The sequence below is a fragment of the Candidatus Amarolinea aalborgensis genome (genome assembly GCF_900491745.1).
In the GTDB taxonomy this organism is placed as follows: domain Bacteria; phylum Chloroflexota; class Anaerolineae; order SSC4; family Amarolineaceae; genus Amarolinea; species Amarolinea aalborgensis.
In genome coordinates, this window is the sequence record NZ_UETR01000001.1 from 639,347 (window position 1) to 652,831 (window position 13,485).

10 protein-coding genes are annotated in these 13,485 nt (G+C 64.3%); all 10 read left to right on the plus strand.

Going from position 1 to position 13,485, the window contains the following annotated elements; translation table 11 throughout:
* Positions 1-48: 48 nt before the first annotated feature.
* The 10 genes from ACPQ6D_RS02720 to ACPQ6D_RS02765 all read left to right on the plus strand — a co-directional run bounded on the left by ACPQ6D_RS02720 (position 49) and on the right by ACPQ6D_RS02765 (position 13,370).
* Complete coding sequence (locus ACPQ6D_RS02720) at positions 49-987, plus strand: proline dehydrogenase family protein (protein WP_423222741.1); 939 nt, start codon at positions 49-51, stop codon at positions 985-987.
* 5 nt (positions 988-992) lie between these two features.
* Positions 993-1,760 (plus strand): SDR family oxidoreductase, encoded by a 768-nt coding sequence (locus tag ACPQ6D_RS02725; protein ID WP_423222742.1) that lies wholly within the window; start codon positions 993-995, stop codon positions 1,758-1,760.
* 22 nt (positions 1,761-1,782) lie between these two features.
* Positions 1,783-2,313 (plus strand): DinB family protein, encoded by a 531-nt coding sequence (locus tag ACPQ6D_RS02730; protein WP_423222743.1) that lies wholly within the window; start codon positions 1,783-1,785, stop codon positions 2,311-2,313.
* Between the two features lie 11 nt (positions 2,314-2,324).
* The gene (locus ACPQ6D_RS02735) at positions 2,325-3,698 is read left to right on the plus strand and encodes a GH1 family beta-glucosidase (RefSeq protein WP_423222767.1); all 1,374 of its coding nucleotides are present in this window, start codon (positions 2,325-2,327) and stop codon (positions 3,696-3,698) included.
* Complete coding sequence (locus ACPQ6D_RS02740; protein WP_423222744.1) at positions 3,685-4,716, plus strand: aldo/keto reductase; 1,032 nt, start codon at positions 3,685-3,687, stop codon at positions 4,714-4,716. The genes ACPQ6D_RS02735 and ACPQ6D_RS02740 overlap by 14 nt, the downstream gene beginning before the upstream one ends.
* 91 nt (positions 4,717-4,807) lie before the next feature.
* The gene (locus ACPQ6D_RS02745) at positions 4,808-6,094 is read left to right on the plus strand and encodes a PDZ domain-containing protein (protein ID WP_423222745.1); all 1,287 of its coding nucleotides are present in this window, start codon (positions 4,808-4,810) and stop codon (positions 6,092-6,094) included.
* Between the two features lie 74 nt (positions 6,095-6,168).
* Entirely contained in the window at positions 6,169-7,878 is a 1,710-nt protein-coding gene (locus ACPQ6D_RS02750; RefSeq protein WP_423222746.1) for a sensor histidine kinase, read from the plus strand.
* A gap of 171 nt (positions 7,879-8,049) precedes the next feature.
* Positions 8,050-10,095, plus strand: coding sequence for an amylo-alpha-1,6-glucosidase (locus ACPQ6D_RS02755; RefSeq protein ID WP_423222747.1), 2,046 nt, complete (start codon positions 8,050-8,052; stop codon positions 10,093-10,095).
* Between the two features lie 103 nt (positions 10,096-10,198).
* Positions 10,199-11,431, plus strand: coding sequence for a glycosyltransferase (locus tag ACPQ6D_RS02760; RefSeq protein WP_423222748.1), 1,233 nt, complete (start codon positions 10,199-10,201; stop codon positions 11,429-11,431).
* 274 nt (positions 11,432-11,705) lie between these two features.
* Positions 11,706-13,370, plus strand: a complete 1,665-nt coding sequence (locus ACPQ6D_RS02765) for an AMP-binding protein (RefSeq protein WP_423222749.1) — start codon at positions 11,706-11,708, stop codon at positions 13,368-13,370.
* The last annotated feature ends 115 nt before the right edge of the window (positions 13,371-13,485 follow it).

A 13,485-nucleotide genomic window follows, 5' to 3' on the forward strand; every position in this document is an offset into this window, starting at 1 on the left:
AATTATTCTTCTATGTGAGTTGGTCAATCCAAAGGGGGATGGACATCTATGGGTGTGATGCGTACGGTTCTCCTGGCCCTGTCGCACAGCAAACAGGCCCAGGGGTTGATTGTGGCTTTTCCGCTGTCGCGCAAGGCGGCGCGACGTTTTGTGGCTGGCGAAAAACGCCAGGAGGCTGTCGAAGCCATTCGCCAGCTCAACAGCCAGGGAATCACCGCGACGGTGGATTACCTGGGCGAATATGTCTCCAGCGAAACGGAGGCCCGCAACAATGCCGATGAATACCTGCGCCTGCTCGACGCCATTCAGGCCAACCGCCTCGCGGCCGGGGTCTCTGTCAAGCTGACGGCGATGGGGCTGCATGTCGGCGATGATTTTTGCTTCACCAATGTGCGCCGGATTGTGGACAAAGCCGCGCAGATCGGCAGCTTTGTGCGCATTGATATGGAAGACTCCGCCGTCACCAGTCGCACACTTGACCTCTACCGCCGCCTGCGCAACCTGCATCCGTGCGTGGGCGTGGTCATCCAGGCTTACCTCTATCGCAGCCAACAAGACGTAGCCGCGCTGATTGATGAAGGCGTGGCGGACCTGCGTCTGTGCAAAGGCGCGTATGACGAGCCGCCGACCGTGGCGTTTCCCACGAAGCCCCAGGTGGACCAGAACATGACTGCGCTCATCAAGCAGATGCTGGACGCCAGCCCGGCGCATACCGCCGATCTACACCTGGCCGTGGCCTCGCATGACGATCAGATCATCAACTACGCCAAGTCATACGCCCATCACCACGGCATCGGCCGGGATCGCTTCGAGTTTCAGATGCTCTATGGCATCCGGCGCGATCTGCAACTGGCCCTGGTCGCAGAAGGCTACAAGATGCGCGTCTACGTGCCGTACGGCACCGCCTGGTACGGCTATTTCATGCGCCGCCTGGCTGAACGGCCGGCGAACCTGGTCTTTTTCTTCCGTGCATTGGTGGGGCGCTGACGCCGATGGCCGTTAGCGAAGCCCTGGCCGGCAAGACCGCCATCGTCACCGGCAGCGGTCGCGGCATTGGCCGCGCAATTGCCCTGGAACTGGCGCAGCGAGGCGCGCAGGTGGCCGTCAACTTCTTTCGCCGGCGCGCCCCGGCTGAGGAGACCGCCGCCGCAATCACGGCGGCCGGGGGACGCGCCATCGTGGTCAAGGCGCACGTGGGTCGCGTAGATGGGCTGCAGACCCTGGTGCAAGAAACGGTCAGCGCGTTTGGCGGCGTGGACATTTTCATCGCCAATGCCGCCAGCGGCGTGCTGCGGCCGGCCGTGGAGCAGGACGCGCGCACGTGGGATTGGACGATGAACATCAACGCGCGCTCGCTGCTCTTTGGCGCACGGGCGGTGGCGCCGTTCATGCAGGCCAAAGGCTGGGGGCGTATCATTGGCATCACCAGCATCGGCGCCACGCGCGTACTGCCTGAATACGCCATGGTCGGCATCTCGAAGGCCGCGATCGAAGCCGCGGTGCGTTACCTGGCCGTGGAGCTGGCGCCAGCCGGCATCGTCTGCAACGCCATCAGCCCCGGCGTTGTGGAAACCGAGGCGCTCGATTTTTTCCCCAGCAAAGATCAAATCCTGGTCGAGGGCCTGCGTCGCACCCCGGCCGGTCGTTTTGTACGTCCGGATGAGGTGGCGCGCCTGGCCGCCTTCCTGTGCTCCGAAGACGCGGCGATGATTGTCGGCCAGGTCATTACGATTGATGGCGGCTACGCGCTGTTGGCGTAGCCAGTATGGGAGAGAGACGACGATGAGCAACAACGATCGCTCGCGGATTCGGGCCAGGCTGGATGAGGCCCGGCAAGAGTTATTGGACGTGTTGGGCAAGATCACGCCCGACACGGAGGTGAAATCTACCGAAAACCCCGCATGGACCGTGCACGACATCGCCGCGCATGTCACCCTGTCCGAGCGCGGACTGCAAGCCACGATCCAGCGTTTTCTGGAAGGCGTCGAGCTGCCGGCCGATTTCAGCCTGGACGTGTGGAACGAACGCCAGGTCAAGAAAGCGCAGGCCCGCACCCTGGCGGACATGATCGCCGGCCTGACTGCCTCGCGCCAGCACACCCTGGAATTGCTAGACTCCTTGACCGATGAACAGATGGCTGTCGAGGGCATGCACCCGGCCGGGTTCCGCACCACGGTCGCGGGCGTGTTCAAGGTGATGGCGTATCACGAGCGTCTGCACGGCGCGGAGATTGCGCGTGCGCTGGGGCTGCCCGCGCCGCACATCCCGGCCTGGCCTGGCGCGGGTGTGTCAAGTATGAAGGAATCAGAATGACTATGGAACCTATGCTGACGTTTCCTGACGATTTTCTGTGGGGCGCGGCCACTGCGGCCTATCAGATCGAAGGCGCCTGGCAGGCTGACGGCAAGGGCGAGTCTATTTGGGATCGCTTTTCACACACACCGGGCAAAACACGCAACGGCGACACCGGCGATGTAGCATGCGATCACTATCACCGCTGGCCGGATGACATCCGCCTCATGCAAACCCTGGGCTTGAACGCCTACCGTTTTTCCATCGCCTGGACGCGCATTCTCCCCCATGGGCGTGGACCAGTCAACCAGGCCGGACTTGACTTCTACAGCCGCCTGGTGGATGGCCTGCTGGCCGCCGGCATCGCGCCCGGCGTCACGCTTTACCATTGGGACTTGCCGCAGGCGCTGCAAGACGACGGCGGCTGGGCCAACCGGGACACGGCCGCAGCCTTTGTGGAATATGCCGACGCCGTCAGCCGCTGCCTGGGCGACCGCGTCAAGCTGTGGATTACGCACAACGAGCCGGCCGTGGCGACCTGGAACGGTCATCTCAGCGGTGAGCACGCGCCAGGCATCCAAGACCTGGCTGCGGCGGCCGCCGTCAGCCACCACTTGCTGTTATCGCACGGCTGGGCGGCGCCCATCCTGCGTCAGAACAGCCCTGCGTCCGAGGTGGGCATCACGCTGAACATCAATTGGTTTGCGGCTGCCTCGCGCAGCGCCGCCGACCTGGATGCGGAGCGCCGCGAGGATGGGCCATGGACACGTTGGTTCTTGGACCCGTTGTACGGTCGCGGCTACCCAGCCGACATCGTGGCCGATCTGAATGCGGACGGCGCTTTCCCGCATGGCGTGCTGTCCTACGTGCAGCCGGGCGACATGGCGACGATTGCCGCGCCCACCGACTTCTTGGGCGTCAACTACTACTATCGCACCATTCTGCGCAGCCGGCGCATGGCTGAGGCTGACAACCTGCCGCCGACCGTCGTCCCCGGGCCGCGTGATCTCGATCACTGGACGGAGATGGGCTGGGAGATCTACCCCGACGGCCTGTTCAAGACCTTAGCTCGGCTCGCTTTTGACTACCAGACGCCCAAGCTCTACATCACCGAAAATGGCGCCAGTTACGCCGACGGGCCAGGCCCCGATGGCCGCGTGCACGATAGCCGGCGCATCATCTACCTGCGCCAACATTTGGCCGCAGCGTGGCGCGCCATTCAGATTGGCGTTCCCCTGGCCGGCTACTTTACCTGGTCGCTGTTGGACAACTTCGAGTGGGCGCACGGCTATGCGCAGCGCTTCGGCATCACTTGGGTCAACTACGAAACCCAGGAGCGCATCATCAAGCAGAGCGGCCGCTGGTATGGTGAGGCGGCTGTGAACGGCGGTTTTGCACCAGGTTGATATGGAATACCGGCAGCTAGGGCGCACGGGGCTGCGCGTGTCGGCGATTGGATTTGGCGGCTGGGCGATTGGCGGCGCCGCATATGGCAATTCCTATGGCCCAACCGATGACGCCGTGTCCGGCGCGGCGATCCGCCGCGCCCTGGAGTTGGGCTGTACTTTTTTTGACACCGCCGATGTCTATGGTCATGGTCACAGCGAGCAACTGCTCGGCTCGACGTTGCGCGCGCTGCACGCGCGCGACCAGGTCGTCATCGCCACCAAGGTCGGCGCCAATTTCTATAACCGCGACATTGACTCGGCCCTGGCGCCGCGCCTGGCCGCCTACCTGGGGCGCTCTTTGCGCGATTTTGCCGCGGACGCCGTGCTGCCGGTGACGCACAGCGTCAACTTCAGCCCCGCCTACCTGCGCTTTGCTTGTGAGCAAAGCCTGCGCCGGCTGGGCACGGAGGTCATTGACCTCTACCAGTTGCACAATCCGGGCCTGGCGTTGCTCGAGCAGGGCGAGGTGTGGCAGGCGCTGGATGAGCTGAAACAGGCCGGCAAAATCCGCTACTACGGCGTGTCCATTCATCAACCGGTGGAAGGCATTGTCGCGGTGGCCACCGGTAAGCCAGATGCGATCCAGGTCGTGTACAACCTGCTCGATCAAGCGGCCGCGGCGCAGTTGTTTCCAATGGCCCAGGCCGCGCAGGTGGCGATCATTGCCCGTGAACCGCTGGCGAATGGCTTCCTGACCGGCAAATACCAGGCGGGTGCGTCCTTTGCGCCGGGCGACTTACGTGCGACCTGGCCGGCCGACACCGTCGCAAGCCGCATCCACGCCGCGCAGGCCCTGGCCGCGGCGATCGCACGGCCAGGCGTTACCCTGGCGCAGGCGGCGATCCGCTTCGCGCTCGAACAGCCGGCTGTCAGCACCGTCATCCCCGGCGCCAAAACGCCGGCCCAGGTCGAGCAAAATCTGGCTGCCGCCGACCTGGCGCCGGGAGCCTCGTCCCGCCACGTTGCGAAATCTTAACCTCCTGGCAATCAAGCACAAAAAGTCGTCCGCTACAATGGGAAAGTGTGTTGATGCATGTTGTGATCTTGAACGTGGAGGGATTTGTAGCATGACAACGAAACGTGTGATTACCGTGAGCGCCATCGCAGCCGCTCTCGTTCTTTTGCTGGGCGTTGGGGCGGTTGTGGGCGGCGGCCTGTTGTATCGAGCTGTCAGCGGCCGCTCGCTGGCTCCCATCGCGCAGGTGCGTGAAACAGCAAGTAACCTGGTGCAGGCGTTGACCGGCCGCGGCGGCGTGACGCGGACGGCTTCCGCAGCCGCGGCATCTACGCCGGCTGTTGAGGAAGGTATCCTGGTCGCGCACGTCGTGGCCGATAGCCCGGCCGCCCAGGCTGGCCTGCGCCGCGGCGACATCATCATGAAGGTGGGCGACCAGGCAGTCAATCAACCCTCTGAGCTGACCGCGAGTCTGAAGGCTCTCAAGACCGGCGATTCATTGACCCTGACCATTCAGCGAGGCGACGCCGAGCGCACGCTGACCGTTACCCTGGGCGAGCGCAACCAGCAGCCTTACCTGGGCATTGTGCCTTGCGCGGACGGTCAGGCGACCATGCCAGCGACTACCAACGGCGTTTTCGTGGTCGAGGTGGAAAAGGACAGCGCCGCGCAGAAGGCCGGTCTGCAGAGCGGCGACCAGATCATCAGCGTGGACGGCCAGGCGCTTGACGCGGATCACAGCCTGAGCGATCTGATTGGCGCGCACAAGCCAGGCGACAAGGTGAGTCTGGAGGTGCAGCGGGCCGCCAGCAGCGAGACCGTGACCCTGGAAGCGACGCTGGGCGAAAACCCGCAGAAGGCCGGGACCGGTTACCTGGGCGTGCGCGTCGCTGGTCAGCGCTTCCATGCGCCGACCGATGGACAGCCGCAGATGCCGTTCTTTGGCCATCCCAACGGTGATGGCGGCTCTTTGGCGCCAAACATGCTCCCCGATGGCGTGCAGCAGGGCGCGCTGGTGGTGAATGTGGTTGCCGATAGTCCGGCCGCGCAGGCTGGCCTGCAGCCCGGCGACGTGATCAAGGCGGTCAACGAGCAGGAAATAAGCGCGACCCTGACGCTGCCGCAGGCGCTGGCGAACTTCAAGCCGGGCGACAAAGTCACGCTGACTGTCGCGCGCACCGGTGAAAAGGACGATCTGAAACTGACAGCCACCTTGGGCGAAAACCCCAACCAGGCCGGCAAGGCTTACCTGGGCGTGCGGGCCGCACTCATTGAACGCCGTGACGGCTCAGGCAATCAGGATTTTCCGTTTGACTTTCCTGGCCTGCCGTTCGGCCCGAACATTCCTTCGCCCGCGATGCCAGCTCCATCGCCAGGCACGCCGGGGACGAGCTTGTAGGTCGGAACGCAGATTCAAAGGGCCAGGCTCAACGCCTGGCCCTCACGCACACGAATGGAAGGGCAAGGCGCACCGTGCGCAATGCAAGACTTGGGATTCAACGCATCTTCGCCCATCGGCCACAGGCGACATTCAAAGCGCTTTCGCAGCAAATCGCCAACATACAGCATTCCATCCGTTGGCGCCTGGTCGTTAGCTACGTCTTCCTGACCCTGCTGACCATTGGGGTTGTCGGGCTGTTGGCGCTGACGCTGGTGCAGCGTTACGCCAGCCAGCAGGAAGAGGCCTACCTGGCGGCCAATGCCAGCGTGGTGGCGCGCCGCGCCGCGCCTTATGTTTGGCCGCAAGTGCGTGACCATGAGTTGAGCGACCTGGCGCGCACGTCTGCCTTCTGGAGCGATGTGCAAGTGCGCATCCTGGACACGCAGGGTCAGGTGCTGGCCGACTCGAACAACAGCAGCCAGGCGGCGGCCGGCTATTGGATCATGCCCTCGGACGATCCTGAGTTCAGCGTGCAGGAAGGCCCCGGCGGCGCGATCATCCTCACGTTTCGCAATGGCCTGCCCGCGCTCTTCCTGCTGGCAGCCGACCAGACGCACCCCGGTTCCTGGCCGGCTGGCGCCGATCCGACCTACCTTCGGCGCATGGAAGGTCAGTGGGGCGGCCGTTTCGTTCTCGATCCACAGGATGCGCAAACCACGCCTTCTCCCGCGGCCGCCAGCAGCGGGAGAAGCGTCTCGCGTTCGTCGCGCACCATGCGCGTGCCGATCCAAGGGTCGCAGGCGGTGGCAGGCTACGTCGAGTTGAGCAATGGGCCAGATTTTGGCGCGGATGTGCTGCCTTCCACCCGGCGGGCCTTTGGTCTGGCCGCCCTCGGCGCGACGCTGCTGGCAGCCGTTGTCGGCATGGTCGTCAGCCGCGGGTTGACTGCGCCCGTGCACAACCTGACCGTTGCCGCGGAGCAGATGAGCAGCGGCGATTTGTCCGCGCGCGCGCCCGTGTTGGGCCGCGATGAAATCGGCCTGCTGGCGCGGCAGTTCAATCACATGGCCGTTGCGCTGCAAACGAGCTTCGCCGCGCTGGAGGCGGAACGTGATGCGCTGCGGCGCTTCATTGCCGATGCCTCGCACGAGCTGCGCACGCCGATCACCGCGTTGAGGACTTTCAATGAGCTCCTGCAAGGGCCAGCCGCGTCCGATCCGCCGGCGCAAGCTGAATTCCTGGCCGAAAGCCGCACGCAGTTGGCGCGCCTGGAATGGATCACTTCCAATCTACTTGACCTGTCGCGGCTGGATGCAGGTCTGGTCAAACTGGACCTGGCCGGCCGCGATGTGAGCGACTTGCTCGACGCGGCCGCGGCGCCCTTCCGCATGCAGGCGCAGGAAAAAGAGATCACGCTGACGGTCAACGCGCCGTCAACGCCGCTGACCGTGGTGTGCGATCTGGCTCGCATCGAAATGGTGTTGACCAATCTGCTTGACAATGCGCTCAAGTTCACTCCAGAGCGCGGCCGGGTGACGCTGGGGGCGGAATCGGCAGGCGAGTCTGTCCACCTTTGGGTTGAGGACAGCGGCCCTGGCATCAGCGCCGAGGATCTGCCACACATCTTCGAGCGCTTCTACCGCGGTCACAGCAGCGTGCGCGGCAGCGGCCTGGGCTTGGCCATCGCCCAAAGCATCGCGGCTGCGCATGGCGGCCAGGTTACAGTCGAAAGCCAGCCAGGCCAGGGCAGCCGCTTCACGGTGAGACTACCTGCGGGGGAAATTCTGACTGACAAACACTGAACGCTCAAGGCGCAGTGCAAAGTGCAAAGTGTGGAGCGCCAGACGGCGCACTCAGCCCGATCCTGATCTCCAATCTTTGGTCTCCAATCTCTTCTCTCCTCCAACAATTGTCATCCGGCGCACATCGTGGTACGATGGGGCGCGGTGATTTTTGCCCAGGAGGAGATTTCCATGCCAACCCAAGCGCTGGCGGCCATTTCATTTGGCCGCGCAATTTGTGGCGATCTGGATGCAGCCCTGCGTCGTGAATGGCTGGTGACGAACGGCATCGGCGGTTTTGCGGCCGGAACGATAGCCGGCGCGCACACCCGGCGCTATCATGGCCTGCTCGTCGCGGCTTTGCGCCCGCCGCTCGATCGCACGCTGCTTCTGTCCAAGTTGGACGAGTGGGCCGAGTTGAATGGCGCTGTCTATCCCCTTGCCTGCAATGAGTTCCAGGGCGGCATCGTGGATCCCCACGGCTACCGCCACCTGGAATCGTTCCACCTGGACGGCACTTTGCCCGTATGGCGCTACGCCCTGGCCGATGCTATCCTGGAGAAACGCGTCTGGATGGTGCACGGTCAAAACACCACGTACATTACCTACCGCCTGGCGCGCGGCCAGCAGGCAGTGCGTCTGGGGATTGCCGCCCTGGCGAACTACCGCGACTATCACAGCGATATGCAGGCCCCAACCTGGACGCCGCACCTGGAAATCTGCGCGACGCCCCAGGAGAACGGCCACTGGGAAGCGATTGATGGCCGTTTCGATATGAAGATCACCATGTTCGACACGGCGACCCCGTTCTTTTTGACGGCCAGCCTGGAGGACGGCCCGCCGCCGGAAGCGGGCGCGCTGCGTTTCGAGGTCATTGACCACCTGTATCACGACTACCATTGGCGCGTCGAAGCCGAGCGCCAAGAACCCGACCGCGAAGACCTGACCGCGCTGGGCCGCTTTTACGTGGATCTGCAGCCCGGTCAAACCCTATCCCTGGTTGCTTCCACGGTGGGTGTGGAGCATGCAACCGCGGCCGCCGCGCTCAGCGCCGCGCAGACTCGCGAGATCGAGCTGCTGTCGGTCGCGCAGGTGGCGGCCGAACCGGCCTGGATTCGGCAGCTCACCCTGGCCGCGGATCAGTTCATTGTGGCGCGCGACGATGGGCATACGGTCATCGCCGGCTATCCCTGGTTTACCGACTGGGGCCGTGACACCATGATTGCCCTGCCGGGCCTGGCCTTAAGCACTGGCCGACCAGAACTGGCCGCCTCGCTGCTGCGCACCTTTGCCCGCTACGTCCATCAAGGCATGCTGCCCAATCGCTTCCCCGACGCGGGCGCGGCGCTGGGCGACGCTGACTATAACACGGTGGACGCCACGCTGTGGTACTTCGAAGCCGTGCGCGCCACGGTGGATGCCACTGGCGACTTCAACCTCTTGCGTGTCCTCTTCCCGGTGTTGCAGGAGATCGTGGATTGGCATGTCAAAGGCACGCGTTTTCAAATTCACGTGGACGCAACCGACGGACTGCTCTACGCCGGCGAGCCGGGCGTGCAGTTGACCTGGATGGATGCCAAAGTGGGCGACTGGGTCGTGACCCCGCGTCAGGGCAAGGCGGTAGAGATTAACGCGCTCTGGTATCATGCGCTGTGCGTGATGGCCGATTTTGCGCAGCGCCTGGGCCAGTCGGCTGCCGCGTATGAAGAGCGCGCGGCGCAGGTGCGCGTCGCCTTTGCCCGCTTCTGGCATGACGAGCTTGGCTTCTGCGCGGATGTCCTGGACGGGCCGGCCGGCGATGACCTGGCGCTGCGTCCCAACCAACTGCTGGCCGTCTCGCTGCCCAACAGCCCCTTGTCGCCGCCCCAGCAGCGCCGCCTGTTCGACGCGTGCGCCCGCCATTTGCTGACGTCAATCGGTTTGCGTTCGCTGGCGCCTGGCGATCCCCAGTTCATCGGCCTCTACCTGGGCGATCGCCGCACGCGCGACGGCGCCTATCACCAGGGCACGACCTGGGCCTGGCTGATCGGCCCCTTCGTGCAGGCTCACCTGCGCGTCTACCAGAATCGGGCGCAGGCCCGCGCCTTCCTGGAACCGTTCCGTCATCACCTCAGCGACGCCGGCCTCGGCAGCATCAGCGAGATCGCCGACGGTGATGCACCTTTCACCCCGCGCGGCTGTCCCTGGCAAGCGTGGAGCGTCGCGGAAGTGCTGCGCATGTGGAAGATGTGTCAGTAGACGATTGACGACCGACGACCGGAGATCAGAGATCAGAGATTGAAGATGGGGTTGGTTTCGCCGCCTGGCGCTTTGCACTTTGTACTCTGCGTTTTGTACTGACATGAGATTTCTCTGTGTTTCCGCCCCTTTGCCTGGACATCTCGATTGGGGCGGCTACCTGCGCACCGCGGCGGCGTTGACGGCGCGCGGACATGAGGTGTTGTGGGTCAGCGGCCCAGACGTGGCTGCCACGGTGCAGGCGGCGGGGGTGCCATTTCAGGCCGCGTCCACGGTCGGTTGGCAGCTGCCGCCGCCCCTGCCGGCTGATTTGCCTGCGGCCGCGCGCGAGCAGCAGCGTCAACAACGCGCCATCGCCGGCTGGCTGGAGCCGGAGGCAGTTTGCCAGGGCGTGGAAGCGTTGCAGGCTGTGGCGGCCGAGTTTCGCCCTGACGTCATCCTGAGCGAGCTGTTTGTCACCGCGGCGCCCATCGTGGCTGAGCAAACAGGCGCGCCGCTGGTCATCTGCGGGTGGCCTGCGCAGGTCACGCCGCCGCCGCAGCCGGCGACGCCAGCCCAGGCCGTTCTGCACGAAGCCCGGCGGCGCCTGGCCGCGATCTGGACGACCACCGGCGTGAGTGGGCGCTACTGGCCCGACGTGAACAGTTTCTGGCCGCGGTCGCCTTATCGGCATATCGTCTACTTCAGCCCGCGCTGGTACGGCGCTGGACCGCCCTTGCTGGCGCAGACCGTTTGCGTGGGCGGGAAAGTCGAGGCGCACACACGCGGCGGAGCGACTGAAGTCGCCGCTGCGAACGCGGCGGAGGCAGCGCTGCCCACTAACCGTCCGTTGATCCTGGTCACGCTGGGCAGCCTCTTTACCGATGACATCGCCTTCTTTGTCAATGTCACGCACGCGGCGGCGGAACTGGGTGGGCACAGCGTGGTCGTCAGCGGGCGCAGCGTCCTGGCGCCTGGCTTGCTGGAACGCCTGCGCCAACGCCAGTTGCCCCACGTGACGCTGCTCGATTGGGTTGACTATGCCTGGCTGCTGCCGCGCGTGGCGCTGGCGGTGCATCACGGCGGCATGGGCACCACGCACGCGGCCATTTGTCACGGCTTGCCGCAGCTCATCATCCCCCATGCCGGCGACCAGGCGCTGCAAGGCCGGCGCGCCGCGGCCGCCGGCGTTGGCATTCAGCTGCCGCCCGCGCAGGCCAGCCTGGCGCCACTGAAGGCGGCGTTGAACGATCTGCTGCACAACTCGATTTGGCGGCAGCGGGCCGCGGCGTTACAGGCCGAGTTTGCCGCGCTGGGTGGATCTGACCGCGCGGCAGCGATTCTGTCGGGGAGTTGACAGTTCACGGGTAAGCGGATAGACTGGCCTGCAGTGACCGCGTTAGGAGCCAGCCTACGCCTGGAGAATTGAGAAGATACGAAAGAGACACCGGGCAAAAATATAGTTTTAACGCAAGGGCGCAAAGATGTCGAGACGCAAAGGCTTTTTCTGATCTTGCTTGGCGCCCTTGGCGTCCTTGCGGCTTTGCGTTGAATAACGATCTTTCCACATGTGTCTGACCAGAGCCGATCATGCCCCTACTTCGATCGGACCGGAGCAAAATGAGTTAGTCATGGCTGATCTCGATTTCTTCCATGTCACCATCGGGGACCTGCTGACTGCGCAGGCGGCGCGCTATGCTGAGCGGGAGGCCCTGGTGCACCTGGATCAAGGTGTGCGCCTGACGTACGCCCAGTTGGCCGCGGCATGCGACCAGGCGGCCTGCGGGTTGATGGCCCTTGGCGTCAACAAGGGCGACCATGTCGGTCTGTGGGCGCCCAACGATGCGGCTTGGGCGATTGTGCAGCTGGCCGCCGCCCAGATCGGCGCGATCCTCGTCACCATCAATCCCCACTATCGGCTGCATGAGCTGAGCTATATCCTCCGCCATGCGCAGGTCAACGAGCTGATTGTCAAGGGCAGCCCGAAGTACCTCAACGTCCTCCATGAGCTCATTCCTGAGCTGCGCAGGCAGCATCCTGGCACCTTGGATTGGGATGCCCTACCGCACTTGCGCCATATCGTCACCTTGGGGCAAGAACCACAACCGGGGCTTTGGTCGTGGGACGATGTCGAACAGTTGGGCGCGGCGGTGAGTCCAGAGGCCCTCGCGGCGCGCCGGGCCGCCTGTCATCCCGACGATGTCATGAATATCCAATTCACCAGCGGCACGACCGGAGTTCCTAAGGGCGCCATGCTGACCCATCGAAACCTGGTGAGCAATGCCATCCTGGTGACCGACTGCCTGGCGCTCGCTCCCGATGATCGCCTCTGCCTGCCTGTCCCCTTTTTTCACTGTTTTGGCTGTGTTATGGGTACGTTGGGGTGTCTCGTCCGGGGGGCGGCGCTGATCGTGCCCGGGGATTACTTCGACGCGTTCAACACCTTGCGCGCCATCGAGCAGGAACGGTGCACGGCCATCTACGGCGTGCCGGCCATGTTCATCGCCGAGTTGAGCGATGCGCGCCTGCCATCGTTTGACCTGACCTCCCTGCGCACCGGCATCATGGCCGGCAGTCCTTGCCCCATCGCGCTGACGCGGCGGGTGGTGGCAGAGATGGGCGTGCGTGAGCTGACCATCGCGTACGGCTTGACCGAAGCCAGCCCGATTGTGACGCAGACGCGTGTGACCGACCCTCCGGTGCGGCGCATCACCACTGTGGGCAAACCACTGCCCGGAGTCGAGGTCCGCCTGGTTGACCCGGTGAGCCGGCAGGATGTGGCGGTCGGCGGCTACGGTGAATTATGGACGCGCAGCCCGATGGTGATGCCGGGCTACTTTGCCATGCCGGACGCGACCGCCGATGCGGTTGATGCCGACGGCTGGCTGCACACCGGCGACCTGGCGATGATAGATCGTGACGGGTACTATCACATCACCGGACGCATGCGCGACATGATCATTCGCGGCGGCGAAAACATCTACCCACGTGAGATTGAGGACTTCCTGGACACCCATCCTAAAATTGCGCAGGTGCAGGTCATCGGCGTGCCAGACCTGAAATACGGCGAGGAAGTCATGGCGTGGATTCAACTGCGCGCGGGTGAATCGGCCACGGTCGACGAGATTCGCAGCTTCTGCCGCGGCCAGATTGCCAACTACAAGATTCCGCGCTATATCCGTTTTGTGAGCGATTTCCCGTCCACAGCCACAGGGAAGATTCGCAAGAATGTCATGCGCGAGATGGCCATCGCTGAGTTGGGGCTGCAGGCGCTGGAGGCCATCGAAACGGCCTGAGGAGGCGGCGTCCCCTTGCGAAGGCTGGCTGCACGGCGCATCGCCGGGCAAGCCGAAATCTCGCCTCGCGGCGCAGCCGCGTTACCGGGCGAGCCTTCGCAAGGTTGGCCCCGCA